Raw genomic sequence first — 25,435 nt, forward strand, 5'->3', positions numbered from 1 at the left:
AGGTCACCACAATGTGGGACCTTATTTTTATTCTTCTGTTTCCACAAAGCGTCCAATGATATGAACGTTTTCTGAAATGGTGATAAAAGCCTGAGGATCAGCTTTTTTCATAATATATTTGAATTCATTAAACTCTGCACGCGTAATAACTGTCAGCAGAACCGCTTTTTCCTGATGGTTATAGGTTCCTTCTGCATTGTGGATAATGGTTGCTCCACGATGCAATTTTTTATGAATCTTTTCAATAATGGCATCCGGCTGGCTCGTTACGATCATTGCCTGCATCCGTTTTTGCTTGGTAAAGACAGCATCCGTTACTCGACTCGATACGAAGATGGTAATCATAGAGTAAAGAGCATACTTCCAACCAAAGGTCAGACCAGCGATCAACATAATGGTCCCATTGACCAAAAAGGAGATACTGCCGACATTCTTTCCTGTTCGTTTTCGAATCGTCAAACTGACAATATCCGTTCCTCCACTGGAAATGTTGTTCCGAAGAGCAAAACCAATCCCTGTTCCCATGACAACCCCACCAAATAGGGCATTCATGATCGGATCGTTGGTCAACGTAATCACTGGCACGAACTGAATAAAGAGGGAACTCATCGAAACCGTAATAAAGGTAAAGATGGTAAATTTATGGCCAATTTGATACCAAGCCACAATCATCAAAGGGATATTGATGGCATAAAAGGTCAAGGAAACGGGAATCGTAAAGCCAATAAAGCGTTGGCTCAGAACAGATAAAATCTGAGCTAGCCCTGTTGCACCGCTGGAGTATACATGTCCTGGTTGAAAGAAGAAGTTGACGGCAATCGCTGATAGAAAACCATACAGCAAGGAAGCTGACACTTTTTCATCGTATTTCTCACGGGAGATGCTCTTCAGCACGCGCAATAATTTAATGTTATAAGCTAGTCGCCGCACATGATAGCGAAATAGCTTATGAAAGCGAATTTTTTTCATTTTCAATCCATCGATTAGAAGAAAAGGAAGATCTTAGAGCAACTGATTCCTAGACTTTCCCTTTTCTCTCTTGTCCTATTCTTGCTCTGCTAGTTCTACTTGAAGATTTAACTCATCCAATTGCTTTTCAGAAACGACAGAAGGAGCTTGTGTCATTGGATCTGTCGCCTTGTTATTCTTCGGAAAGGCAATGACTTCCCGAATATTATCTTCACCTGCAAGAAGCATCACGAAGCGGTCCAAACCAATCGCCAATCCTCCATGTGGTGGGAAACCATAATCCATTGCTTCCAACAAGAAACCAAATTGTTCATTGGCAGCTTCTTTTGTAAATCCAAGTGACTTAAACATCCGTTCTTGTAAATCTTTATGATTAATCCGTAGGCTTCCTCCACCTAATTCATAGCCATTTAAGACGATATCATAGGCAATTGCTCGAACTTTTGAAAGATCTCCTTCCAATTCATGCTCTGTTTCAGCTTGTGGGAGTGTAAATGGATGGTGAGCAGACATATAACGGCCTTCTTCTTCAGACCATTCAAACATTGGCCAATCCACTACCCAAAGGAAGTTGTATTGATTGTTGTCAATCAAGTCAAGCTCTTTCGCAAGACGAACACGCAAAGCACCAAGCGTTGCATTGGCTACTTCAAGAGTATCTGCTACAAAGAGAACTAGATCTTTGTCTTCTAACTGTAAAGCAGCTGTCAAGTCACTTGTCAAGTCTGTCAAGAACTTCGCAACAGGACCGTTCAAAGCACCTTCAGCATATTTCACCCAAGCAAGACCTTTTGCACCGTATTGCTTCGCAACTTCTGTCAATTTATCGATGTCTTTACGAGAGTAATGATCCGCTGCACCTTTGACAACAATCGCCTTAACTGCTGGAGCTTCTGAGAAGACTTTGAAGTCTACACCCTTGACAAGCTCTGTCAAGTCTTGAAGTAACATTTCAAAACGTGTATCTGGTTTATCTGAACCATACAAGGCCATCGCATCATCATAATTCATCCGTGGGAATGGGAGTGTTACTTCAATTCCCTTGGTTTCTTTCATGACACGTGCAATCAAACCTTCTGTGATATCTTGAATTTCTTGATCACTCAAGAAAGAGGTTTCCAAGTCGACCTGTGTAAACTCAGGTTGACGGTCTCCCCGTAAATCCTCATCTCGGAAACACTTCACGATTTGATAATAGCGATCAAAACCGGCATTCATCAACAATTGTTTTGTAATCTGAGGACTTTGTGGAAGGGCATAGAAATGGCCTTTGTTGACACGGGAAGGAACCAAGTAGTCACGTGCTCCTTCTGGAGTTGACTTAGAAAGGAACGGTGTTTCCACATCAATAAACTCTAATTCATCTAAGTAATTGCGTATTGAATGAGTTACTTTTGCACGGAGTTTGAGGTTTTCCAACATCTCAGGACGACGAAGGTCTAAGTAGCGGTAACGAAGACGAGTATCATCATTGGCTTCAATTCCGTCCTTGATTTCAAATGGCGTTGTTTTGGCAGTATTAAGAACCGTAATAGTCTCTACCTTGAGTTCTACTGCTCCAGTTGGCAAGTTCGGATTCGCTTGTTCACGAGCTTCCACAAGACCTGTCACTTCTACAACATATTCACTGCGGATGCTTTCAGCTGTAGCCATCACTTCTGCACTAACTGTTTCTGGATTGATCACCAATTGCATGATTCCTTCGCGGTCGCGTAAATCAATAAAGATCAAACCACCCAAGTCGCGACGACGGCTAACCCATCCTTTCAAGGTAATATGAGTTCCAATGTGTTCTTCACGAACACGTCCAGCATACATTGAACGTTTCATTTCTAATTAATCTCCAAACTAATATTCTTCCTTCTATTTTACCATAAAGACCCGCAGAAAGTGGCCTTTAGCTCAACTTTTTCAGTTACCAACTTCTTTAGTTATCGTGGCCAACTTCTTCCTTCTTTTTGGGATCATCGTAGAGAGTGGGGGCTATCACCTTCATTAAAGTCGCCGTCCCAAATCTCAAGACAGCTGCTGCTAGTCCAAAAATAGGGGATAAGTAACGGAAAAAGAAATCTCCCCTAAGTGCGTAGGTCATGCCACCCACAATAAAAAAGATAACAATCCCCTGAACGATTGCGTAAAACCAAATTTTTTTCACACTATTTCTCCTTTTCACATGCTAGCTGACTTATCCACTGTTTTTCATCACTTATCCACAAAAATGTGGATAACTTTTACCTATTTTCCCCTTAAAAGAGGAAGATTCATCAGCATCAGGACTTGTTTTCATCCATTTACAAGCAAGTTTCCCACAGCCTGTGGATAACTATCTTGCTTACTTGTGACTTTCCGTCCCTTTCCTCACAAATCAAGGAGCCAGGATTCGATCCTGCCCCCTTTGATCAAGCATTATTTAAATTCGTCTGGTGTTCCTTTATATTGGGCCCAATCTTTACTGAAGAAGCGATCATTTAGATGGTAAGTTGGTGCTTTTTCAGCCTTTGTGACAAAGGGATTGACCGCTTTATCAAAGGCTAGCCAACCATTCCATCCCATATGAATCGTATCTTCCATAAAGTAGGGCTGATCACCATCTTTAGAAAAGTCTGCAATATTGGTGAATCCTTGACTTTCCAATTGGTAACGAATCTTGTGAACAGCCTGTTCATACTTTTCTTGGCTCAAGCCTGTGTATTTCATCCATTTGGCATTGACTGGAGGAATCACAAAGATGACATTGGTCCGAGATTTAGCAAACTGGTCTAGAACCAACTGCAAGTCATTGTACTCTGGAGATTGAACATAGGATTCGTTTTTTTGGAAACCTTTTAGTTTCTTCAACTTCATTTTTAAACGAGTATTGTAAAAATGATTGCTGATTCCAAGGTCGTTATTATTGGTTTTGATTTTTGCTTCAGCCGTTGCAATTTCTTCCAATTTCTCATATGAGAATTGATCTGGTAAATCTTGTAGACGTTTTTTGACCTTCTTATCGTAATTCCCGTTTGTACGCGTTGCAAGATTACTAAACAAAGCATCTTCGCGTTGGACAAGGTGGGAAACAAACTGGTTCAAAGACTGATCAAATCTGGAAATTTTCTTTCCTTGAGAAATGTTCGTTACAACACTTTGAAAGGCGACATTTGGATACTGCTGCAACAGGCGTTTTGCAGCATACTGAGATGCAGCATCCTGTTGGTGATTGGCAATAAAGCTATTCAACTGATCGCTATTAAAGAATTGTTGAAAGGCAGAGGAATCATAGCCCTTCTTGGTGAACCATTGCGGAGAAACTACATAAACAGCTGTATTGTCCTTGAGTTCTGGCAAAATCTGTTGCATTCCAAAATATTGGTTCAAAGAAGCCGCACCACGTTCTCCTAAAAAGTAGGGTCTGTAATTGCGGTCATATTTTTCAGCCAAAACTGCTGGATGCACCACATCAAAGCGCAACCACTCACTGGAGCCGAAATAAGGAACAAAGCGATGCTGTGGATCAGAAAGTGCTTCTTGTTTCTTTGTACGACTCTTGAATCCTTCTGCATTCAGACTAACCGCAGCTTTTTTCTCTTCGGTATAGTTGTGCTTATGATTGATTGGATAAAAGAATAATAAAGCTGTTACCATGAGGAGCGCGCAAAATACGGGCCCTAAAATCAGCCACAAACGCTTAAGCATTCTGAAGCTCCGTTACACCTTCTACGATCTTGTTAGCAGTATTCCAATCATCACGTCCAAATTCAGATACAGGAACACGGATGCCAAAGCGATTTTCCAGTTCTACAATCAATTCGACTGTTCCCATACTATCAAGGACACCCGCATCAAAGAGATCCTCATCCATCATGTCTGAGACATCTTCCATAAACAATTCGTCAATAATTTCAATTACTTGTGATTTTACATCCATTTTTTTATTCTCCTTTTATTTCAATTTTGGAAACCATTGTTGATCCAAGAATCCTGAGAAAATCAGGAAGGACAGCATCACTGTGTTAAAGGTGATAAAGATCCCTAAAGCTTTGGTCCAACGATTGTCCGGTATAGGATCCAATCCTTTTGCTTTTCTTTCTTTATTGATGGTCTTTTTCTTGCGAATCCAAGCATCATTGATGACCAGTCCAAGCCCATGGAAGAGCCCATAAGCGATGTAGTACCAGGTCACCCCGTGCCAGAAGCCCATAACCAACATATTGATAATATAGGCAACATTTGAGGTCGTGATCCGGCTCTTGAACACTTTATTGCGCATCAGAACCATTACGAGACGCATAAAGACAAAATCACGGAACCAGAAAGATAAACTCATATGCCAACGATTCCAGAATTCCTTTAAGTCACGTGATTTAAAAGGACGATCAAAGTTGATGGGACTTTTAATCCCCATCAGATTAGAAGCTGCTAAAGCAAACATCGAATAACCCGCGAAGTCAAAGAAGAGGTCAAAGCCATAAACATACATGACTCCCAGCGTTCCGATATTGAAGAATCCACCTTGAGACAAGGCATAGGTCTGCACATGGCCTAACAATAAGTGGCCAAAAATATGAGCTAGGATAAATTTATAAAGGAAGCCATACATGATATACTTAACAGCTTGCTCCAACATATCCAATAATTCTTCACGCTCAGGAATGGTTTTATAATCCTCATTAAAACGCTTGAAACGATCAATCGGCCCACTTGAGAAGGTCGGCATAAAGAGCATAAAGCGTAAGAATTCCCAAAGTGTGAATTCTTTCAAGACACCATCTCGCATTTCGATGATCATTCCGACAGCTCGGAAGGTTAAATACGAAATCCCTAAAAAACCAAACAAGGATTGGTGCCCATTCTTGATTGCTGGCTCTACCTTAACAAAGATCAGGGGCAAGACAGACAAGAAGGAATGAAGATAGAAAATCCACTTGTTGTCCGCTTTCTGACGATAGATTTTGTAGGAATACACAATCAAGATTTGCCAGACTACGTAAAAGAGCAGGGCATAAATTTGCTTGAGATTCGAACCTGTCAGCATCAAAATGATAAAGATCAGACTCACAAGTCCTTCATATACCGGAAATCTCTTTTTGAAAAAGAGGCCCACAAAGATCGGCAAAAAAGCTAGAATGAGGTAGATAAAATAGATCGGTGTTCCATAGTGTTCTAAATGAGGGAGCTGTTTCAAAAACTCGATCATCGGTTATTAACCTCGCTAATCAACCCTTTGATGTCGATTTTCCCGTTTGGTGTTAATGGCAGGCTGTCACGATAGAGGAATTTTGAAGGCATCATATAAGACATCATGATGTTTTCTAAATCTTCCTTAATGGCTTTCGTGATATCAATTTCGCGCTCAAATTGTTCTTTGACACCCTCTTTTAAGATGACATAGGCCAAGAGATTTTGGACCTTGTGATCTTTATTATAACGCGGTACTGCGACTGCTGAGTCAATATACTTCGATTTATTCAAGTTTTGAGAGACATCCTCTAGCTCGATACGATAACCGTTAAACTTGATTTGGAAGTCCATCCGTCCACCGTAGAGAAGGAGGCCTTCATCCGTCATGGTTCCGACATCTCCTGTATGGTAGGCTGGAAGACCTTCAAATTCGAAGAAAGCTTCTGCTGTTTTCTCTGGATTATTCATATAACCTTTTGAAACGGCTGGGCCAGATACGATGATCTCCCCTTGCTCACCATTTGGCAATTTGTTTCCTGCCTCATCAATGATGAAGGTTGGAGAATCTTCTTTGGTGTAACCAATTGGCAGACGTTTCAAAGTCGCTAACATCTCATCTGTTACGGCTACAGCTGAAAGAGCTACAGTTGCCTCAGTTGGGCCGTAGGCATTGATGATGCGCGCATTTGGGAAACGCTCGCGCAATTTCTGAGCCGTTTTAACGGTCAACTCTTCCCCATCAAAATAGAAATGGGTGATACCTGGCATCTTTTCAGCATTGAAATCCTCAGACAACATGGCCATATCTGCGAAAGATGGTGTTGAAGTCCAGATAGCAATCGGAAGAGAAAAGATGGTCGCAAAGAGTTGTTTGAAGTCTTGAGTGATAGCTGATGGAAGAGCAAAAAGCGTTCCTCCAAGAGCCAAGGTCGGTGCCCAGTACATGACAGACAAGTCAAAGGAATAGGGCGGTTGCGCCAACATTTGCGGACGCTCTGGCGTTGCAAATTCCTTGTCCGTAATCATCCAGTTGGTAAAGCTGAGCAAGTTATCGTGCGAAATTTGCACCCCTTTTGGTTTCCCAGTTGTCCCTGAGGTAAAGATGATGTAGTAGTTATCATCCCCTTTGACCGGATGTTTCAAGTCATAGGCATGCTGAGCCGCATAAGCTTCACGCACTTGCTCCAAGGACATGATTGGAGCAGCTGGGTTTTCCAATGGAAATTCATTGATGGCAATAATCAAGCTTGGCTCTGCTACTTCAACAATGGCAGACACGCGCTCCAAGGCAGAGTGGCTATCAATTGGGATATAGGCATGGCCAGATTTTGTCAAGGCTACAAAGGTTGCTAACATTTCATACTCTTGTCCACCAAAGACCACTACAGGTGACTTTTCAGGAAGTCCCATTTGGTCAATGTAGGCAGCCAAGCTATCTGAATCAGCCTTCAATTGGCCATAGGTATGTTCCTCACCAAGGACATTGTAAACCGGATAGTCTGGTTGTAGTTGCGCATAACGTTCAATTGTCTCGATCATATCAGTAATTGGTTGGTTTGACACGGCTAGGAGTCTCCTTTTCTAAAATTCGTTATAGATAAAGCCACCCTGACCTTGACCAAGGTAACTAAAGAAATAAAGTAGGGCTAGGAAAATGGCGAAATACAAGATCGTCTGCCCGATAAATTTATAAAGTGTTTTATGTTTCATAAGTTTCACTCTTCATTTTGATTGTTACTCACTATTTTACCATTTTTTATACCAAGTAAGCAATTTTAAACATAGTGAGAATGTGGTAGAAAACGTTATCATTTCAGATCATTCAAGCCGTTTAACGAAAGCATTTTTCTTTAATCAGTTTTCTGGTTGAAATCCTATTCTATTTTACATTGCCTTGATGAATCATGGGTCATAGACGACATCTTCAAAAATAGCAGTCTTTTTCATAAGGGATTCCTTCAATTTTTTAGAAACAGTATACCACTTTTTCTTAAAAAGTTCTTAAAACCCTAAAAAACTATCCTAAAGTAGGATAGCAGTTATAAATTCTTTCTTTTCTTCGCTTTCTTTGTCAGAGCGACATCACAATTTTCAATCTCGCTAATCAATAGATTAGCAAGGCCAAAATCATCGATGTTCGATTTCATATTTACTTCATAGTTCAAGGTCAGTTGTTCTCCAGCTTGGGCCGTTGTGACAGAAATAAAGTCAATTTCTGAACAACTTTGGTCCAACAACTGGCTGATTTGTTCTGCAACAGAATCTTGTTTTGAGACGGTAATAGTCAAATGGCGGCGCCGTTGATGGTCTGCCTTACTCTGTTTGTTCTCCAATACCAGCCACACTCCTAGTAAAGAGAGGGTTGTTAAAATGGCCAATAAAAGATAGCCAGATCCAGCTGCCAGTCCTATAATCATAGCTAAGAAAATGGCAATCAACTCTCTAGAACCACTCGTAGCCGAACGAAAACGGATCAAACTAAAGGTCCCTGCCACTGCAATCGAGGTTCCCAAACTTCCATTGACCAAAAAGATCACTAAGGTCATCATAGAAGGAAGCAAGGTCAAACTAATGACAAACTCTCGAGTGTAAAGTGTCCGATATTTATAGGTCCAAGATAGGGCCATCCCTAGAAAGAGGCTGACCAAAAGGGCCAGCAGCAAGCGCAAGGGATCCACCGTTGCTGTAGCATTATTAAAAATAGAATCAAATAGATTAGACATAGGCAGCACCTACCGTTTCTTGAACTGGTCTTGGGGCATAATCCAAGCCTTGTGATTTATGATAAGCACAGCTATATTTTGAAAATTTCTGCTTCACCAAACCATACTTCTCTAAAATATCCTTTAGCCATTTAGGTTCTTGGCCAGGAGCCTTAATTTCCATGATCACGAAGTCATCCTCTAGTAGAGGTTCTCCTTTCTTCCCATCAAAAAGGCTAACAGCCTGGTCTCGAAAGACTAAGTTTTGATCGATTGTCACGCGAATCTTCTGATAAGGATAACCCTGAATGGATTTCTTTTCTTTGAGAGACAAACGATCATAATAAATGAACATCCGTGGTTCCAATCGATGACCATAACGTTTGCGCAATCTCTGAATCTCTTGCACTAAGTCTGGATCTTGTATCTGATGATCTACTTTCCCATCTGTCATCAAGTTGATAATGGCTTGCGAAGTGGCGACTAGACGGAATTTATGGCCAATTCCTTCTTCATCTTTTGACTTCACCTCTAGAAATACTGGACTGTCTGCTTGAGGTTTTTCTATATAAGTCCGCATCCGAATTTTTTCACGGCGGTGTTGTTTGGCAAGAGCATCTTGAATGACATCAAAATTTTCCGTATCAAAATAAATTTTTGAAATGGTTGAGGTTGGGTAATTATCTTCTACGACGTATTCTTTTAAGTCTTTGATCAAGTCCTTCACGTCATCTTTTGCGACGATATATTTTGTTTCGATTCGTTTGAAACTTGTCTCAATTGTTTTTTTCATGTTTCTTCTCCTTTAAGGGGGATCTATTGTTTCTAACCTTCGGTAAGTATGAATACGACTTACGTGCTTTCTAGTTTAATGGGACTTTCTTAACTGGTCATTAAGCCAAACTTAAAGAAAACTAAAGTTAAGGTTCCTTTCAGAAAAACTTTAGGAAACTTTCAGCTAGCAACTTTAGACTAGGAGCATATCAATTGAACGAGAGGAAAAGCTCATGAAATCAAACAAATGGAAATTTTTATTAACGGGGGCCGCAACCCTCACCCTACTAACAGCGTGTAGCCAAGCATCATCTCAATCAGCTACAACAAGCGCAACAACAACTGCTTCTAGTGTCTCAAAGAAAACGACTGAAACCAAGCAATCTGACTATTTTACCGAAAAAGATTCAGATACCTCATATGATGAAAGTAAAGCATCTACTGTCAAACTATCTGGTTCGTCTGCAACTGTTTCAGGGGATGGCGTAGCCGTTTCTGGATCAACTGTGACCATCTCGAAGGCCGGAACTTATGTCATCTCTGGTGAATCCGATAGGGTTCAAATCAAAGTCGAAGCAGGTGACTCAGATGATGTTCACATCGTCTTGAAAGGCGTTACCATGACCAACACCAACGCACCAATTTCTGCTACGAAAGCAGGGCATGTCTACCTGACTCTAGCAAATGGCACGACTAATACCTTGTCTGATTCAAGTTCAAACAGTGATGAAGATGCCGATGCGGTCATCTTCTCTAAAGGCGACCTCACCATCAATGGTTCAGGTACGCTCAACATTGATGCCAAGAAGAACAATGGGATCAAGGCTAATGATACCCTCCACATCACGGGTGGAACCTATAAAATCAAGGCTGTAGGAGATGCCTTCAATGTCAATGACGAACTCAATATCACTGGCACGACCATGACCATTGACGCAGATGAAGATGCCGTTAAGGTGGATAATGATGAAGATACTTCTGTTGGAACCATGTATCTGTCTGACAATACCATGACCATTTCAGCTGGGGACGATGGAATCCATGCTTCTGGTGATCTGATCATCGATAGCGGAACCTATGAGGTAACAGAGTCTGTCGAAGGTCTCGAAGGAAAATCGATCACCATCAACGGTGGTGATATAACCATCTATGCAACCGATGATGGTGTCAATGCAGCCAATGCTAATGCCAACCAAGATGAAATTTTCTTCACTATGAATGGTGGAACCCTCAACGTTGAAGTTGGCCAAGGCGATACCGATCCAATTGATTCGAATGGAAATATCACTGTTACCGGAGGAACCATTAAATTAACGGGTCAATCTGGATTCGACTTTGATGGTACTGCTACCTACACTGGTGGAGACATCTATATCAACGGTGAAAAACAAACGGAAATTGTCAACTCCATGCCTGGAGGCGGTGGTGCTCCCGGAGGTGGCGGACCTCAAGGCGGTGGACCTGGAGGCGGGCATCAATAATAACAAACAAAGGCAGGATTTCTTCCTGACCTTTTTTTGTTGCCTTTTTTATGATAGAATAGAAATTCAATCAGCTTATCGAAAGGAACATGATGAAAAAACAGACACTACCTCTTTTGTTCACACTCTTGCTGTCTCTTCTTTTTCTATCAGCCTGTGTGCCGGACCTTAAGATCAACTTTAAAAAAGTACCCACTGCTACCAGCTCAAAAAAGAAAACCTTTAAAAAAAGTAGCTCGAGTCGTTCTAGCCACCCGATTCGTTCAACTAGTTCAAATAGCTCAAGCAACTCCTCTAGCTCTCCTTCAACCACTACACAGCCCTCTTCGGACATCGTCACAACCGAAGGACTCCCTAGAAATGCTCAAGAAGCACCCAAAGATAAAATTTATGCGACAGGGAACTTAAAAGTAGCCTACTCTAGAAATGACGATAAAATTTTTGCACAGACGCCGGATTATGAAGGATATACCACCGCTCTTGTCCAAACAATTCTTGGAAATCCAGAGAAACAAATAACAGACCCTGCTTATATTGCCGAATCTTTTGAAAATACCGAATTAGAAAATATTAAAGGGCTCTACCACGAGGGAAAAATCACAGGGGAACAAGCTCACGCCTTTTTGATGGGAGCTGTTGATCTCAAACAAGCTTCTAAATTCGGAGTAAACTACACCATTTACACCTATAAAAACAACACTATCCAACTGGTCTTTGAAAACGACCAACTTCTCTATATTACACCAAATCCTGATGTTGTCTTCTTTAAATAATAAGAGAGTGGGACAGAAATCGGTAATTCGTTAGAATTCGATTTCGTCGTCCCACCTCCGCACAGTTGAGTAGGGCTGTAAAAGCTGATGAAATCAGCGTAGTAGAGCCCACTCAACCACTGCGTCTTGCTCGACAATCCAAAAATAATTGAGAGGCTAGGACTTTTGTCCCAGCCTTTTGTTTCACATGAAACAAAAAACTCCCAACACATTCTGTTGGGAGTTCCCGAAGATTAGTCCTCTTCATATTTTTTTGGATTATAGAACCACATTCCGAGGCCTGCAAAAAGAACAATAGTCATCAGAAGGAAGGCCACTTGATTTCCAATTTCTCCTGTCATCGAAATCGTTTGACGAAGACCAGAAACGGTATAACTCATTGGCAAGAATGGATGAATAGCTTGGAAAAATCCATTTGTCAAAGCAAGAGGATAAGTTCCTGCACTAGAAGCCAATTGCAAGAGCAAGAGGATCAAGGAAAGGAAAGCACCGACTTTTCTTTGCCATGTCGTTAAAGCTGTTACGATAGACATGAAAGATACACTACCAATCACACAAAGGAAGAGAGTAGCCATCTCATGATTAGCTGATAAACCAATCAAGTGAACGGCACCATAGACCAAGACTCCTGCAATCACCGCAATCGTTCCGTTGACCTCAAAGCGAGATTTAAACCATGCCCAGCGACTTTCAGGATGACGACCGGATGGTAATTTTGCAAAGATCATGTTGGTTGACAAGGCACAAACAAAGAGAGCTACCGAGATCATATAAGGAGCCATTCCGACACCATTCACAGGGGTATTGTCATGGTCTGTTTTAGACAAAGTGACAGGATCTGCTAAGGTTTTAGCGTTTTCTTTTTCAGTTGTAGCCACATTCAATTGTCCCTTAGCATCGTTTAATCCTTGACTCAAGGTTTGGCTTCCTGTTGCTAATTCACCTAAACCATTTGTCAATGTTTGGCCACCTGCTGCTAATTTGCTGGACCCATCTGAGATTTGATTTGCACCGTCGGCTAGTTTATCAGCTCCGGTCACCAGTTGACCTGATTTTTCTGTCAACTGATTGACCCCGGTGACAAGTTTATTGACACCACCTGCCAACTCTGGAGTCTTGCTGTTCAATTGTCCTACACCGTCAGCTAATTTTCCAGCACCAGCAACCAATTCACCCGACTTACCTGTTAATTGGGTCGCTCCTGAAGCCAGTTGATTCATGCCTGATGTCAAGGCAGGCATCTTTCCATTTAACTCACCTAGACCAGAAGCTAATTGATTGCTTCCTGCAAGTAATTCTGATGATTTACTATCTAGTTGGCCAACACCTGCTGCTAACTGACTAGCCCCATTTGTTAAAGTACTGCTATTCGTCTGAAGTTGGGTTGCTCCATTAGCGATTTTATCGACACCAGCTGTATAAGCGCCGATCCCTTGACTGATGGTTTGACTAGCTGGCAACAATTGTCCACTAACTGCGGATTGGATCTTAGACAAGCCACTTGACAAGTCTGTCAAGGTAGAAGAAGCTGTCGGTAAAACTTGATTGGCTGCCGTTTGCAGTTGTGTCAAGCTATTCCCTGTATTCAAACTACCTTGGATCGTTTGAATCGTAGTCAAGATTCCTTGAGCCGCCGTTTCACTCGAGCTTGGGCTCGATGAGATTGCCGCATTGATTTCCGCTTGTTGGTCAGCTGTCATTGCTTGATAGGCTGCTGTCCCTTGCACACTTGCAAGGGCATTTGCACGATCCGCTTGGGCTGAAGCAAGGATTGATTGAGCTGAATTCGCAATACTCGTCAATCCAGACGACAGTTGGCTGGTATCTACTGAAGCATTTTGAATCGCCGCATTTAATTGGTTTAAACCAGCTGCCAATTGATCAATCTGAGCAGATTGACTTGTAGAAGCTTGTAGCTGGCTTGATAATGTTTGAATACCTGATTCTAATTGTGAAACCCCATTTCGAAGGGTAGCAGATTGACTACTTAATTGACCCGCTCCTTCTGATAAAGTAGCGACTCCATTTGTATAGGTTGCTAAACCATTTGAAAAGTTAGATAGGCCTGAATTCAATTGACGTACGCCATTGGTATAATTCCCAAGACCATCATTGAGTGTCCCCATACCACTGGTTAATTGACCAACTCCTGAAGCTAACTGAGGGGTTTGACTCGCCATTTGATTGAGACCATTTCCTAATCGATCCACTCCGGTAGCGTAAGCCATCAAGCCTGTATTAAAAGTACCAAACCCATTATTTAATTGATTGACGCCAGATACCAAGTTTGGAAGTTGACCAGCCATTTGATTGAGACCATTTCCTAATTGACCAACACCATCTGTATAGGCTGCTAGACCCGTACGAAGAGTAGTCGCACCATCTGAAAATGCTAAGCTTGAACGAGCCAATGTATTCAAATTAGTAGATAGTGTTTGACCACCATCTTCCAATTTACTTGCACCATCTGCTAATTTAGCACTTCCATCTGCCGCTGTCCCCATACCAGTTTTAAGCGATCCCATTTTAGAAAATAAAGCTGTTGTATAAGTATTGGTCACTTTTTCAGCCACTGACTGCTTCATCTTTGTCATCGCAGTGTCGCTCATTTTCCCTGCGATAAAACTATGACCACTGGATGTTTGGTAATCAATGGTCATCTGTTCCGGATGATTGGTTAAGATGGAGCTAGCTTTCTTTGAAAGATCCTCAGGCAGGGTTACAATCATATAATAATCGCCATTTTTAAGACCATCTTTCGCAGCTTTCTCATCTACAAAATGAAAATCAAGTGAGTCATTGTCCTTCAAATTGGACACCATGTCTTTTCCGATTTCCATCTTTTGTCCATTATATGTAGCAGATTGATCCTTATTGACAACCGCTACAGGAAGATCCGAAACTTGGCCATATGGATCCCACATGGAAGATAGAAAAATAATATTATAAAGAGCTGGAATCAAAGCAACTCCAATCATGACAATGATAAATGTTGGCTTTTTAAGAATAGCCTTCCATTCTTTCATCATATTTTTTGTCTCCTTTTTATACACATTGTCTAAATTTCTGATATAATAGATTATACAGTTTCTAGAAATTTTCACAAGTAGGAAATCTTTGTTTTTAGACACTGTGTATAATTTTGTGCAAAAAGGATTAACAGATGACTGAGAGCAATAAACGATTAAAAACAAAACGAAATATTGAGGAGGCGATGGTTCGACTACTCGAAAAGGAATCATTCGACCAAATCACAACGGTTGAGCTAGCACAAGAATCCGGCATTAGTCGCTCTAGCTTTTATACCCACTATCGAGACAAGTATGACATGATCGAGCGCTACCAACAAGCACTCTTTCACAAGCTTGAATATATCTTTGACAAACACCAAGACGACAAGCGCCAAGCGATTACAGAAGTGTTCGAATTCCTAACCAAGGAGCCACTCTTTGCGGTTCTTCTGACAGAGAATGGAACCAAGGAGATCCAAACCTTCTTACGACATAAATTACAGATTCTTCTGGTTGATAGTTTGCAAGAGCGCTATAGTCATAAATCATTAACAGATATTGAAAGAGTCTACAGTTCTGTCTATCTGACCAATGCCTTCTTCGGAGTCTGTCAAATGTGGGTTTCTCGCGGAAAAAAAGAAAGCCCTCAACAAATGGCTGAATTTTTAATGAAAATGTTACGGTAACAGTCTCTCCTGATCGATCTAGATCAGGATTTTTTTATTAGCAGGTTTAGGTTTTAAGAAAACAAAAAGGAGAGCAAACCCAGAAATCAACCCTTTAAGACAAAACAAAAAGCCCACTGTAGTAGGCTTTCTGCAAAGTATATCTTAAAATTAAAGCATTTTGTTATCAGCACTCAAACATGTATAGTAATGATAAGGCAACCTAACCACCAAAAACATTGTATTTTAACAATCACTAACAAAGTGAGACATGCTGGGGTAACTTAAAGGGTAGTAAAAAGGGAACTAAATCTAATGAGTTCAACAGGCAAGAATTAAGCTCCAAAATTTTGGGGCTTTTTTACTATAAAAATAGCCATACAAAACAAATGTATAGCTATTATCTCTCAATATATTTCTAAATTCCAAAAGTAGCCACTCTGGGCCATTTTAAGCTAGTTTTCAACCCCTTTTTATCTGGAAGCCTCCGACTTGGAAAAAGTTCCCTTCACCGGTTCCCGATTGACCTAAAAAAATTTTTTAAAGAGGGGGGGATCTTGAAAAATTCAAGAATTGATAAAATCAAATTTTACAGAAAATCAAATTTTGGATTTTTGGAAAATAACAAATAAATGATTATTCAAGTAACTTATTTTATATTTTCTTTTAATTTTTTCTTATTTAATTATCTATTTAATCTCTTATAGGTTGATCATATTAGCATAAGCCTCTATTATAGCTCTTCTTTGCTTTTTAATTCTTCTCACTGGTCTGTCAAGTCGTTCTGATATTTCCTCCCATGTTAATTGTTCACCCAGCCAGTGCATTTTAAATAAAATTTTCTGTTCTGGAGTTAATTTTTCTAGTAATAGCTCTACTATTTCCTTAAAAAGCTCTAAATTTCGTAATACTATATCACTTTCTAGCCTTATAATGGTATTTTCAGTTGGATTACTGATTTTATTTGAACCACTCGAATGTTCAGTAAACTTTTTATTATAAATTATTTCTTGTCTTCTCAAAAATATTTTATTCTCTATGTTCTTGTAACGGTCTAGCTCTTCATCTAGCCTGTCTAATTGTCCCTTAGTAAGCAATATTACCCCTCCCTATACATATACTACCAGCCCTGTTAAATGGCCTATATTTCAGTTATTAGAGCCTTTATTCTATGTATTTATACTATCCTTATCTCATTTAAGCCTATCCCTTCAACTTAAGAAGGTGTTGCATAGTATCTGCCTGTTGTTGCATTGCAACACCTACTTACCAGTGTTTTTTCTGTCATTGTCACCTTGTTTTTCCCTCCAGTTTAACATATCTTACATTCTGTGAAACTCACCATCTTCCCTCTTTCCTTGCTATTAAAAGGATCTTAAGCATTTCATTTTTTCAGTTTATGCTTGCCTCATTGTGTTAAAGTCTATAAAAATCAAAGTAATAGCGATACTTGTTGAGTACCGCTATATATAAAATGAATTACTTTAAAAATTCCTTAGCTTTCTTAATTTCTGAATTTAGATAGATTTCACCGCTTACCTCTGGTTTAAATAGAGGTGTAATAGCGTTTAGTTCTAACTCTGTTCTACACCCTGAAAGACTATGTTTATTAGAAATTTCTTTTACTATCTTGTCATTGATCTCTTGCACTTCTTTTTCAATTGATCGAAGTTTTTCAAACTCCTTTATGATATGTTTAATAGCTTTTTTGTAAGAAGCTTCTAAACCACTTTTTCTAAACCGTCTCCGTGTTTCAAAATGGATATAAACAGGAACTTCACTATGAAAAATTGTTTTAATATCTTTAAGCTCTCTTGATACACTTTCTAATTTTTTTGTTAATAAGTTCAATTGATCATGTGAAATAACTTCATTGCCATCTATTAAACTTTCCAGATCGTCTAGGCTAAATCCTTCAAAATTTTGTAATTTTACTTTTTCATCTAAAACAGTTTTTTCAAACTTTGAAACATTAGCCTCTTTCTGTTCCACCTCTTCAAATCTTTTATAAAGTTCTTGTAGAGGGTACTTTGATAAATCTAACTCCATTTAACTACCTCTTAATTCCAAGTTGCAAAATAACCTAATGTAGGTTGAACCTTCTTAACGTCAAAACGTGTATATAGTGCAAGGCGTTCAGAATATGTTTTTAAGTCTGTAACCCATTTTACAGATGTCTGATTGTACTTGAACAGTTTAGCATAGTTCTTCAAATCTCCAACAAACGCAAGCTTGTCTCCAGCATTTCCTAATGTAGTATCATCTACTACTACAAAATGATCAGTATAGAATGTTTCACTAGTTCCATCTACCTTGTTTACTTTAAGAATTGGTAAGCCTGAACTATCTACCATCTTTTCTAGGTGGTTAAATAAAGAATTAGTAACTACAATTGAAACTTCTCGCTCTGGGTTCACCAGAGCTACTAGATCTTTAATGTCATTGATAGAGGCAATACTTTTTGCAGTCGCAAGTGATAGAACTTTCCCAATTCCTTTGTTCATGGTTTTACGCTCAAGTTTAGCAATACTATTTCCTAGGAATGAATCTAGATTATACATACCGTCATCAATTTGTTCTTTTGATAGGTTAAGAAAACCCGCAAATGTCTTCATCTTATAATCAACTTCTAGAAAATCTGTCTTAGCTTCTTCATCTCTATTGCCACCAAGAGTATCACTAATCTCAATCATTCCTACCTTGTCTAAGTCAATTTCTTCATACTTTCCATCTTTGCTAGTTACTTCAATAATATCAATTAGAGAAACTAAATCTTTCTTTTCATCTTGTTTGTAACTATCAATAACAGCTTGATCAATAATGGCTTGATCACTTTTCAATTCAAGGCCAGTTGTTTCATAACCAATACTACGAATATAATTTTCTAATTTTTCTTTTTTGTTTTTTAAGTCAATTTTCATTTTTGTCTTTCTCCTCTTATCTTTTTATATCTGCTCTTTGCTTGTAGTTCTTCCTAAAGTTCCTAGCGGTTATCTTGTCCTTTAGAACTCTCCGAACTTTCAAGATCATCTGCTCTAGTTTCTGATTGTTGTTGATGTTTGACATATTTTTCTAAAATCTCACGTTTCCTTTTATTTAAGTTCTTGTCACTCTTTTTACAGTTTGAAAAGATTTTCTTCCTTTTTTCTGGATCCATTGAAAATTTAGCACCTACAACATAATCAGGGAAAACATTTCTTTCCATAGCCCACACCTCCTTTCTTGATATACAAAAAGGGACATACCATTAGCATTATCGCTTACGGTACGCCCCTGAGTTGTTCTCAATAGACATATTTTTTTGTTTCTCTTTTTGTTAATAGATTAAGCTTACCATCTGAATAGCTCAAATTAATTTCGCCAAACATGGGCGCTTTCTCTACTTCTATTGTACCATTTTTATAAAATAAAATATAGCCTTCTTCTAAATATCTTTTCAATTTATTTTCTTCCATTTTTGATACCTCTATTTCTTTAAAATTTATGCTTTTTCCTACACTTAGTAATTGCTCCTACACTTGGGAAAACTCACCCGTTCCTTAAATCCCTTGTCCCACAAGGGTTTTCACGTTTCTACTACACTACTACACTTATTTTTCTAACTCGGAATTTCTTATAAGAGTATATATACAGATATAACAACACTCTTTTATTATTATTTATATTATTTAAGTGTAGTAGTGTAGTAATATATAATAAAACTCAATTGTATCAATACTTAACAACTACTACACTTATATAATTTAGTGTATTTCATGTGTATGTTCTGTAGTGTTTTTTTCGTAACCCCTCACAGTTTTAGAGGGTGTAAAACGATATGTTTTATTTTGATAATTCGGAGTGTCTTCTTTCGGCCTAAACCCTTTGGGCAATTCTTGACCTTTTGGAATAGTGATAGGATACTTTGTTTTTCTCCACTCGCTGGGTAAGTACTTCTCAAATTTCTTATTTAGTCCTTGGCTAGTATAACTACTTTGGTGATTATGAAACTCTACAAAGCCAGTAAATCGCCACCAGACAAAATCATTGGGCAAAAATGTTGATTGAATATCTTGAAATAATTCATCAGCAAATTGCTGGATTGTGTCTAAAGATTGTTGATAGTCTAGTAAGTATTTTCTTGAAATTTTTGGCTGGATAAATTCGTCAAATTCTAAATCTATTACCAACTTCAAAACATACTCTAACACTTCTTTCCTCTTGATATAATCATACTTAATAGCTCTATTAGGTTTTTTTATCCCATCTGAAAAAACTCTTTGAAACGGAAGGATTACCATTCTTCTCATTATAGCGTTTTTATCACCGTCTAGCCTTGGCATTTCATTTGTTGATTGAATAACAACAGTCTTTATATAAGCACTATAGGCATCTTTCCCCTTCTTTTCAACTGAAACAGTATCCCCACCTACTAGAGAAAATAGTTTAGAGGTATCTTTAATGAGTGCCTTTTGTTGAATATCGTCCCCAATAACCGCCCTCTTTCCTAACGCTTGGGCCAGTGTGAAGCGATTGTTTACATCTAAATCCGTAATCTTTATACTAGCTATGTTTTCACGCCCAACAAGATTTATAAAAAGCTCTTGGAGTGTCCCTTTCCCTGTTCCACCTTCTCCAATAAACCAAAACATTTTCCCTAAACTCTCCCCTCTGATACAGGCGTGTAATAGTTGTAATGCTAGTTGATAAAGACTTTTATCTCCTGAAAAGAGATCTAGAAGCCAGCTCTCAAAATCCCAACCCTTTATGTTCACCCTCTGAGCGTTTGGATTATAATTGGTTTTAATTTTACTAGTGTATATTTTAGACGGAGTAAAAGGCTCTAACTGTTTAGTTGTTCGATTGTAAATACCATTGCCTACAATGATGTAATTTAGGTTATCTTCTAATTGTTTTCGTGGTGTCTGTCGTCTCAATGAATATATACAGTCGTTTGCTCTACGTTCATTATGGCGGTACTCAATCACGTTAATAATGTCCTTTAAAAACTCCAGATCATTTATATAAATACCTTTATCTGGATCATAGATATATACAGGGCTTACCCCTTCCTCGCTATCAATACGGCAAAAATTAAACAGATCTAACATTATACTTGCTACCATTGTATGGCTTAATGGCTTATCTATTTCTTTTTTTGCTCCCTCTTCTGTTGCACCCTTTTCTATCAAGCTTTTCAGACGATCATTATTAAATTTATCTAAATACTCTCTTACAGTCTTTTCCCAATTCACAAAAGTAGTTAGTTTTCTTACTTCTTCTGGTGGTTTTTGAAAGGGGATAATATTGCTTTGTTCTTCTTGCTTAATGATTTCTAACGCTCCTTTTACATTCATACTGACACCTCATAACGGTTTATCAATTCAACAAAATCACGGGCAAGAGATTTCTTTCTAACGATATTTGAGAAGATCTGTATGATTATTTCTAAATCATATCCAGCTCCAACCATCATTTTTAAAAAGGTGGATACTTCTGTTCTATCATTTAGGCCATACGCAACAAATTCCAGTAATGGCCCATTAAATTCTAAACCATAGCCATTTTTATCACTTCTAAATTTATAGACTTCATATAATTGTAAAAACTCTAGTAAATCCCCTTGTAATTTACTAATAGGTAAATTACGTACTAACTTCCAGCCTCTACTTTCCAGCTCTTTAGAGTTGGTTACTACTTGGATAAGCATTTTAGGACTTACTTGTTCTGTCAGATTTTCCCCCATTGGTTCATAGTAAATAAAAGCGTACCACTCATTCTTTTTATAAACCCTAGTAGGGCTATCCTTCAAAAAGTCAAAATCTTGTATTTTTTGTTCTTGTAGAAATAAAATCACTTGTCTATACATCTTTTCACCTCCTCAAAATGTTCTATGATCTTCTTTTCAGTTTCTTCATCTGTACCTAATGGTAGTAATAGAAGATTAAAGGGAGCGTTATATACTGCTTTGTTAAAATCTTTAGACGGTTCGTAATATCTTACTTCCATTTCTCTTTACCTCACTGATAAGAACAAATAAATATCACTTGGGCGGTAATAAACTTTTCTAGCTCTCTCCATAGGAGTTTGAAAACGTTGTAAGCCCATCAATTCCCAATTTCTTAGTGTTTCTCCTGAAACTCCTAGAGCCTCTTTTAATTCTTCTCTAGTAATAAGATCTAGTTTCCCTTTTCGTTCCATTTCTAAATTCACAAGGGTTTCTAAAGTCTCTTTTTGAGTTTGAAGCCATTCCAATTGAATTTCCTTTGAAAGTATTTCCATATCCTTACCCCTTTCAATTAAAACGCTTGCCAGCTAACCAAACATAAGCCCCATAATCTGGATTTAATCCTTTTGAACTTTCTACCTTTTCTTTTTCTTCAACTAGTTTGATTGGACTTGGTCTATTCCATATTTTCCATACAATTTTAAATAGAATTACAAGTAAAATAATGGTTTTGTCAGTTGGTAAATTCCATTCATTCATTTTATTTCCCTCATTCTCTTTTTAACTTCTAACCTCCTATAAATCAGCTATTTCTCCTGATTTATAGGCGGTTTATAGCGATTTTTCATGGATAGATATCCATTAATTTACTAAACAAAGCCTTAGAATTGCCCTGTCAGCACGCTTTCTTTACTACAATTTTCTTTTCTCACCTATCCGCTTGCCTGTTCTTGATAAGTGTTTAATTTTTTAGTTTTTTCTCATGTTCAATTTGATTTCCTATACGTTTCCAAGCATTATCAAAATCATTTCGTTTAATCTCACCATTATATAATTGTGAAACTAAATTCACTGCTCTATTTAATAACCTTGGATAATAGTTAACAACATTCATTAACTATATACCTCTGTTAGCTCCTTATAAAGATCATCTGGAATTTCATTCAATGCTTGTTGTTGTAACTGGATAGCTTTTAGGCGATTTGTATCGCTTGCGGTTGATTTTTCCATAATTTCAAGAGTTGACTGTACTTGCCTGAAATAAATATCAATCTTAAGGCGCTTTCCTTCATTCATTTCCTGTTTTTCAGCTTTTTTATCTCTTAAAAACTTGAAATCTTGAATTTCACCGTCAACAATTACATAAGAAATTACACCACGGTATCGCCATTGGTTTAAACGGTTCTTTATTTCATCAAAAGACCAGCCATTTAATTTATCTGCTATTAAATCAATAGTGATAATCCCATTATCTTCATAGATTTCTTGTAAAATCTCTTGCGTAAAAGGGGAAATCTTTCTTTTACTCATTGTGTACCTCGCTATTTTCTGTTATACTAGGTACATAAAAAGTATTTAGAAAGTCTCTCTTTCTACGTACCTATATCTGATATTAGTTGCTTACTCGCCATCGCCAAATTTTGAGTAAGTGACTTTTTTTGTTGTCCTTTTTTATCATTTTTGGGGAGTATACTTTAATTCTCCATTTTCTAGCATTTCTTGGATCATTTTCCACGCTTGGGCATTATCATCTGCCCATTTAACTAACATTCCATTTTCTGGTGGTAAAATAATGTTTTCTGCCTCAAATGTGGTAGTGTCAATAAACTCTTTAAAGTCTGTAAATGAAATTTTTGTATCCATTTTGTATCCTTTCTTTGTACTTTCTATTTACAATTTAAACGGTAATATAAAATAACATTTATAAATTATTATTTTTGTCTAATAGTCTTTAGCAAGCCATTCCATAGCTTTTTGATAAATAAATGGTTTAACTTCTCCTCCATCTCTTATTTTTCGGTAAGTTACTTGTGTGACTCCTATTTCTTCACCAGCTTGCTTTGCAGTCAATTTCTTATCTGCTTGCTTTCGTCTGATTGCTTTCGCTTGTATTGAGGTAATAAGCAATATTTTCACCCTCCTTTCACTTTTATTTTCTAACATTTTTGTTAGCTTAACTGTAGTTTACTAAATAAAATGTTAGTTGTCAACTATTTTTTAACAAAAATGTTATTTTTTATATATTTTTTTATTTTTTGTGATATAATTCTACTGAGGTAATAAGATGAATAGATTAAAAGAACTAAGAAAAAAGAGCAAAACTACTCAAAAAGAAATAGCAAATCTTTTAGGAGTTTCAGAAATGACTATTTCCCGCTGGGAGAAGGAAACAGAACTCTCAATCAAGCATGAATACATAAATAAGTTATCCGATTATTTTAATGTAAGTGTGGGCTACTTGCTTGGTTATGAAGATAATAATTCCTTTGTATCAAGTGTTGTAAATGAACTAGATTTATTGGATCCAGATGATAACACTAGCAATTTAAACTCCGATCTCAAAAATAAAATTAACTTAGTAAAAAATCTTATAACTGAGGAACAATCAGATAGAGTAGAAGACTATAGAAAAACCATTATCAAAGATAGTTATAATTTATTAAAAGGGCTAGATTTAGATGATGTTTTAACAGTTGCTGGAATAATTGAAAGATTATACTTTAGTCAGTACTCTATAGAGGAAAATAAAAAACTAGAAGAATATCGAGATACATTAAGTAAGAGATTTAAGAAATAATCCCCTAAACCCATCAGCTTTTATTAGAATTTTTAATTTTAACTATAATAAATTAAAGAAAAATTCAATTATTTTGAACATTCTTGTTGACTAACATCAAAAATTATCTTACAATGAAGGTACTTAAGGAATTAGCGCCCGATAATTCTCAGTGAAACGGGAACGCGAAAATAGCACCTTCTTTTACGGAGGTGCTTTTTTTTGCCAAAACCTTTTAAAACTATTGCTGGACAGATCGAACTACTTCATAAACGAGGCCTTATAATTACAGATTATAAAAGAGCTAAAAAATATCTACTGACCAACAATTATTATAGTATTATCAATGGATATAGTAAGTATTTTGAACAATCTCCAAATAAGTATATTCCAGGTACGAACTTTTCAGAAATCACTTACAGTTATTTCTATGACAAAGAAATTAAGTATTCTTTTTTAAAAGCTATTTTAGAAGCAGAAAAACATATAAAATCAATAATGGCTTACGTATTTTCTGAAAGCTTCGCCTCTACTCCTTATTTTTACTTAGATTTAAAAAACTATAACCATTTGAAGAAAGATAATATTTCAACAATTAAATTTGTAATCCGACAAATGGTTAAAATAATTGATAAACATAAATCAAGCAGAACAACTAATCGTATTCAACATTACTTTAGTAAACATCTTGAAATACCCTTTTGGGTAATAATTGATTACCTGACATTTGGGGATATGCTAGCTCTCTTAAAAGTCCTCCCGAATTCTTTACAAGATAAGATTTCTAAAATGCTTTATAGTTTTATTTGTGAACATATTAAAATTAATAAACATTTTACTCGTGCTATGCTTATTACTTTTGTTGAGAATATTGGAGAAATTAGAAATGTATGCGCCCATGACAATAGACTATTTAGTTTCAAGTGTAGGAACAGTGTGAAATACTATCCAGATTTACATTCTAACTACGGTATCAGTAATTCATGTGCTAAAAGTAGCCCTTATCATGTTTTTATAGTTCTACAGTGCTTCTTAAGCTCCATTGAATACGCTAAATTACACAATACATTATTATCAAGATTTAAAACCTTTGAAAAACATCTTCATACTGTTCCTGTTGATTTGTTTTTATCTGAGTTAGGATTTCCTACAAACTGGCATAAAACAACTGCTAGATTACCTCAATAATTAAGCTAGATCTATTAAATAAAAAAACACCGTAAAAATACGGTGCAATTTATGGAGTTAAATATTCAACTCTATGAACAGTGTTAATGTACCAAAACGCAAATTATAGATATACACCAACACACCTGTAGTATATCATTGATTTGTTTTTCTAGCAATACTTATTTTAATCTTTGCAGTATAAAGCCAATCCCCCCTATTTAACGCCTTCTAATGTGCAGGGGGTAAA

General features: G+C 37.5%; 28 protein-coding genes. 5 read left to right on the top strand and 23 right to left on the bottom strand.

Going from position 1 to position 25,435, the window contains the following annotated elements:
* Positions 1-27 precede the first annotated feature (27 nt).
* From HMPREF2685_RS01040 to HMPREF2685_RS01085, 10 genes are all read right to left on the bottom strand, one after another.
* Entirely contained in the window at positions 28-969 is a 942-nt protein-coding gene (locus HMPREF2685_RS01040; RefSeq protein ID WP_003009152.1) for a YitT family protein, read from the bottom strand.
* A 75-nt stretch (positions 970-1,044) separates the two neighbouring features.
* Positions 1,045-2,799 (bottom strand): aspartate--tRNA ligase, encoded by a 1,755-nt coding sequence (aspS, locus tag HMPREF2685_RS01045; RefSeq protein ID WP_070464730.1) that lies wholly within the window; start codon positions 2,797-2,799, stop codon positions 1,045-1,047.
* Positions 2,800-2,896: 97 nt separating this feature from the next.
* Complete coding sequence (locus tag HMPREF2685_RS01050) at positions 2,897-3,124, bottom strand: hypothetical protein (protein WP_045760041.1); 228 nt, start codon at positions 3,122-3,124, stop codon at positions 2,897-2,899.
* A gap of 251 nt (positions 3,125-3,375) precedes the next feature.
* Entirely contained in the window at positions 3,376-4,644 is a 1,269-nt protein-coding gene (gene dltD, locus HMPREF2685_RS01055; protein WP_070464733.1) for a D-alanyl-lipoteichoic acid biosynthesis protein DltD, read from the bottom strand.
* Positions 4,637-4,876, bottom strand: a complete 240-nt coding sequence (gene dltC / locus HMPREF2685_RS01060) for a D-alanine--poly(phosphoribitol) ligase subunit DltC (RefSeq protein ID WP_003002265.1) — start codon at positions 4,874-4,876, stop codon at positions 4,637-4,639. Before dltC ends, dltD begins: the two co-directional genes overlap by 8 nt.
* A 15-nt stretch (positions 4,877-4,891) precedes the next feature.
* Entirely contained in the window at positions 4,892-6,145 is a 1,254-nt protein-coding gene (dltB, locus tag HMPREF2685_RS01065; RefSeq protein WP_070464736.1) for a D-alanyl-lipoteichoic acid biosynthesis protein DltB, read from the bottom strand.
* Complete coding sequence (gene dltA, locus HMPREF2685_RS01070) at positions 6,142-7,692, bottom strand: D-alanine--poly(phosphoribitol) ligase subunit DltA (protein WP_070464739.1); 1,551 nt, start codon at positions 7,690-7,692, stop codon at positions 6,142-6,144. The genes dltB and dltA overlap by 4 nt, the downstream gene beginning before the upstream one ends.
* Positions 7,693-7,710: 18 nt before the next feature.
* On the bottom strand, positions 7,711-7,839 hold the full coding sequence (locus HMPREF2685_RS01075; protein WP_006595368.1) for a teichoic acid D-Ala incorporation-associated protein DltX: 129 nt from the start codon (positions 7,837-7,839) through the stop codon (positions 7,711-7,713).
* A gap of 329 nt (positions 7,840-8,168) precedes the next feature.
* On the bottom strand, positions 8,169-8,852 hold the full coding sequence (locus HMPREF2685_RS01080; protein ID WP_070464742.1) for a DUF4956 domain-containing protein: 684 nt from the start codon (positions 8,850-8,852) through the stop codon (positions 8,169-8,171).
* On the bottom strand, positions 8,845-9,624 hold the full coding sequence (locus HMPREF2685_RS01085) for a polyphosphate polymerase domain-containing protein (protein WP_070464745.1): 780 nt from the start codon (positions 9,622-9,624) through the stop codon (positions 8,845-8,847). The genes HMPREF2685_RS01080 and HMPREF2685_RS01085 overlap by 8 nt, the downstream gene beginning before the upstream one ends.
* Before the next feature lie 214 nt (positions 9,625-9,838).
* Here HMPREF2685_RS01085 and HMPREF2685_RS01090 point away from each other — a divergent pair, with 214 nt between their 5' ends.
* Complete coding sequence (locus HMPREF2685_RS01090; RefSeq protein ID WP_049486000.1) at positions 9,839-11,086, top strand: carbohydrate-binding domain-containing protein; 1,248 nt, start codon at positions 9,839-9,841, stop codon at positions 11,084-11,086.
* Between the two features lie 89 nt (positions 11,087-11,175).
* Positions 11,176-11,859, top strand: a complete 684-nt coding sequence (locus HMPREF2685_RS01095) for a DUF4947 domain-containing protein (RefSeq protein WP_049486001.1) — start codon at positions 11,176-11,178, stop codon at positions 11,857-11,859.
* 233 nt (positions 11,860-12,092) lie between these two features.
* On the opposite strand, the gene HMPREF2685_RS01100 is transcribed toward HMPREF2685_RS01095, so the two are convergent.
* The gene (locus HMPREF2685_RS01100) at positions 12,093-14,888 is read right to left on the bottom strand and encodes a YhgE/Pip domain-containing protein (protein WP_049486028.1); all 2,796 of its coding nucleotides are present in this window, start codon (positions 14,886-14,888) and stop codon (positions 12,093-12,095) included.
* A gap of 134 nt (positions 14,889-15,022) precedes the next feature.
* On the opposite strand from HMPREF2685_RS01100, the gene HMPREF2685_RS01105 reads away from it, so the two are divergent.
* The gene (locus HMPREF2685_RS01105; protein WP_003001962.1) at positions 15,023-15,556 is read left to right on the top strand and encodes a TetR/AcrR family transcriptional regulator; all 534 of its coding nucleotides are present in this window, start codon (positions 15,023-15,025) and stop codon (positions 15,554-15,556) included.
* A gap of 680 nt (positions 15,557-16,236) precedes the next feature.
* Here the strand turns inward: HMPREF2685_RS01105 and HMPREF2685_RS01110 are convergent.
* From HMPREF2685_RS01110 to HMPREF2685_RS01160, 12 genes are all read right to left on the bottom strand, one after another.
* On the bottom strand, positions 16,237-16,632 hold the full coding sequence (locus HMPREF2685_RS01110; protein ID WP_083279690.1) for a sigma factor-like helix-turn-helix DNA-binding protein: 396 nt from the start codon (positions 16,630-16,632) through the stop codon (positions 16,237-16,239).
* Between the two features lie 382 nt (positions 16,633-17,014).
* Positions 17,015-17,584 (bottom strand): hypothetical protein, encoded by a 570-nt coding sequence (locus tag HMPREF2685_RS01115; protein ID WP_070464750.1) that lies wholly within the window; start codon positions 17,582-17,584, stop codon positions 17,015-17,017.
* A gap of 11 nt (positions 17,585-17,595) precedes the next feature.
* Positions 17,596-18,456 carry a phage major capsid protein gene (locus HMPREF2685_RS01120; RefSeq protein WP_070464752.1) on the bottom strand — a complete coding sequence of 287 codons (861 nt, stop codon included), beginning with the start codon at positions 18,454-18,456 and terminating at the stop codon, positions 17,596-17,598.
* Between the two features lie 62 nt (positions 18,457-18,518).
* The gene (locus tag HMPREF2685_RS01125; protein ID WP_070464755.1) at positions 18,519-18,740 is read right to left on the bottom strand and encodes a hypothetical protein; all 222 of its coding nucleotides are present in this window, start codon (positions 18,738-18,740) and stop codon (positions 18,519-18,521) included.
* Positions 18,741-18,819: 79 nt separating this feature from the next.
* Positions 18,820-18,990 carry a hypothetical protein gene (locus HMPREF2685_RS10670; protein ID WP_186821433.1) on the bottom strand — a complete coding sequence of 57 codons (171 nt, stop codon included), beginning with the start codon at positions 18,988-18,990 and terminating at the stop codon, positions 18,820-18,822.
* A 288-nt stretch (positions 18,991-19,278) separates the two neighbouring features.
* Complete coding sequence (locus HMPREF2685_RS01130) at positions 19,279-20,871, bottom strand: DNA primase family protein (RefSeq protein ID WP_070464758.1); 1,593 nt, start codon at positions 20,869-20,871, stop codon at positions 19,279-19,281.
* Positions 20,868-21,383: a hypothetical protein gene (locus HMPREF2685_RS01135; RefSeq protein ID WP_070464761.1), complete on the bottom strand. Its 516-nt coding sequence runs from the start codon at positions 21,381-21,383 to the stop codon at positions 20,868-20,870. Before HMPREF2685_RS01135 ends, HMPREF2685_RS01130 begins: the two co-directional genes overlap by 4 nt.
* 146 nt (positions 21,384-21,529) lie before the next feature.
* Entirely contained in the window at positions 21,530-21,796 is a 267-nt protein-coding gene (locus tag HMPREF2685_RS01140; protein ID WP_070464766.1) for a MerR family transcriptional regulator, read from the bottom strand.
* A gap of 13 nt (positions 21,797-21,809) precedes the next feature.
* A complete protein-coding gene (locus HMPREF2685_RS01145) occupies positions 21,810-22,001 on the bottom strand; it encodes a hypothetical protein (protein WP_070464769.1) in 192 nt (63 codons plus the stop codon).
* Positions 22,002-22,355: 354 nt separating this feature from the next.
* Positions 22,356-22,772 carry a hypothetical protein gene (locus HMPREF2685_RS01150; protein ID WP_070464772.1) on the bottom strand — a complete coding sequence of 139 codons (417 nt, stop codon included), beginning with the start codon at positions 22,770-22,772 and terminating at the stop codon, positions 22,356-22,358.
* Between the two features lie 144 nt (positions 22,773-22,916).
* Positions 22,917-23,105 (bottom strand): hypothetical protein, encoded by a 189-nt coding sequence (locus HMPREF2685_RS01155; RefSeq protein ID WP_070464774.1) that lies wholly within the window; start codon positions 23,103-23,105, stop codon positions 22,917-22,919.
* Positions 23,106-23,183: 78 nt separating this feature from the next.
* Positions 23,184-23,369, bottom strand: a complete 186-nt coding sequence (locus tag HMPREF2685_RS01160) for a hypothetical protein (RefSeq protein ID WP_070464777.1) — start codon at positions 23,367-23,369, stop codon at positions 23,184-23,186.
* Positions 23,370-23,526: 157 nt separating this feature from the next.
* Here HMPREF2685_RS01160 and HMPREF2685_RS01165 point away from each other — a divergent pair, with 157 nt between their 5' ends.
* Positions 23,527-24,039: a helix-turn-helix domain-containing protein gene (locus tag HMPREF2685_RS01165; RefSeq protein WP_070464781.1), complete on the top strand. Its 513-nt coding sequence runs from the start codon at positions 23,527-23,529 to the stop codon at positions 24,037-24,039.
* A gap of 201 nt (positions 24,040-24,240) precedes the next feature.
* Positions 24,241-25,206: an Abi family protein gene (locus HMPREF2685_RS01170; RefSeq protein WP_070464784.1), complete on the top strand. Its 966-nt coding sequence runs from the start codon at positions 24,241-24,243 to the stop codon at positions 25,204-25,206.
* Positions 25,207-25,435 lie beyond the last annotated feature (229 nt).

It is taken from the genome of Streptococcus sp. HMSC074F05 (assembly GCF_001808725.1).
Lineage (GTDB): Bacteria > Bacillota > Bacilli > Lactobacillales > Streptococcaceae > Streptococcus > Streptococcus parasanguinis_I.

Coding starts and splice junctions, on each gene's coding strand:
- HMPREF2685_RS01040 (WP_003009152.1), bottom strand. CDS start 969: ATGAAAAAAATTCGCTTTCATAAGCTATTTCGCTATCATGTGCGGCGA.
- aspS (WP_070464730.1), bottom strand. CDS start 2,799: ATGAAACGTTCAATGTATGCTGGACGTGTTCGTGAAGAACACATTGGA.
- dltD (WP_070464733.1), bottom strand. CDS start 4,644: ATGCTTAAGCGTTTGTGGCTGATTTTAGGGCCCGTATTTTGCGCGCTC.
- dltC (WP_003002265.1), bottom strand. CDS start 4,876: ATGGATGTAAAATCACAAGTAATTGAAATTATTGACGAATTGTTTATG.
- dltB (WP_070464736.1), bottom strand. CDS start 6,145: ATGATCGAGTTTTTGAAACAGCTCCCTCATTTAGAACACTATGGAACA.
- HMPREF2685_RS01075 (WP_006595368.1), bottom strand. CDS start 7,839: ATGAAACATAAAACACTTTATAAATTTATCGGGCAGACGATCTTGTAT.
- HMPREF2685_RS01080 (WP_070464742.1), bottom strand. CDS start 8,852: ATGTCTAATCTATTTGATTCTATTTTTAATAATGCTACAGCAACGGTG.
- HMPREF2685_RS01085 (WP_070464745.1), bottom strand. CDS start 9,624: ATGAAAAAAACAATTGAGACAAGTTTCAAACGAATCGAAACAAAATAT.
- HMPREF2685_RS01090 (WP_049486000.1), top strand. CDS start 9,839: ATGAAATCAAACAAATGGAAATTTTTATTAACGGGGGCCGCAACCCTC.
- HMPREF2685_RS01095 (WP_049486001.1), top strand. CDS start 11,176: ATGATGAAAAAACAGACACTACCTCTTTTGTTCACACTCTTGCTGTCT.
- HMPREF2685_RS01100 (WP_049486028.1), bottom strand. CDS start 14,888: ATGATGAAAGAATGGAAGGCTATTCTTAAAAAGCCAACATTTATCATT.
- HMPREF2685_RS01105 (WP_003001962.1), top strand. CDS start 15,023: ATGACTGAGAGCAATAAACGATTAAAAACAAAACGAAATATTGAGGAG.
- HMPREF2685_RS01115 (WP_070464750.1), bottom strand. CDS start 17,584: ATGGAGTTAGATTTATCAAAGTACCCTCTACAAGAACTTTATAAAAGA.
- HMPREF2685_RS01120 (WP_070464752.1), bottom strand. CDS start 18,456: ATGAAAATTGACTTAAAAAACAAAAAAGAAAAATTAGAAAATTATATT.
- HMPREF2685_RS01125 (WP_070464755.1), bottom strand. CDS start 18,740: ATGGAAAGAAATGTTTTCCCTGATTATGTTGTAGGTGCTAAATTTTCA.
- HMPREF2685_RS10670 (WP_186821433.1), bottom strand. CDS start 18,990: ATGGAAGAAAATAAATTGAAAAGATATTTAGAAGAAGGCTATATTTTA.
- HMPREF2685_RS01130 (WP_070464758.1), bottom strand. CDS start 20,871: ATGAATGTAAAAGGAGCGTTAGAAATCATTAAGCAAGAAGAACAAAGC.
- HMPREF2685_RS01135 (WP_070464761.1), bottom strand. CDS start 21,383: ATGTATAGACAAGTGATTTTATTTCTACAAGAACAAAAAATACAAGAT.
- HMPREF2685_RS01140 (WP_070464766.1), bottom strand. CDS start 21,796: ATGGAAATACTTTCAAAGGAAATTCAATTGGAATGGCTTCAAACTCAA.
- HMPREF2685_RS01145 (WP_070464769.1), bottom strand. CDS start 22,001: ATGAATGAATGGAATTTACCAACTGACAAAACCATTATTTTACTTGTA.
- HMPREF2685_RS01150 (WP_070464772.1), bottom strand. CDS start 22,772: ATGAGTAAAAGAAAGATTTCCCCTTTTACGCAAGAGATTTTACAAGAA.
- HMPREF2685_RS01155 (WP_070464774.1), bottom strand. CDS start 23,105: ATGGATACAAAAATTTCATTTACAGACTTTAAAGAGTTTATTGACACT.
- HMPREF2685_RS01165 (WP_070464781.1), top strand. CDS start 23,527: ATGAATAGATTAAAAGAACTAAGAAAAAAGAGCAAAACTACTCAAAAA.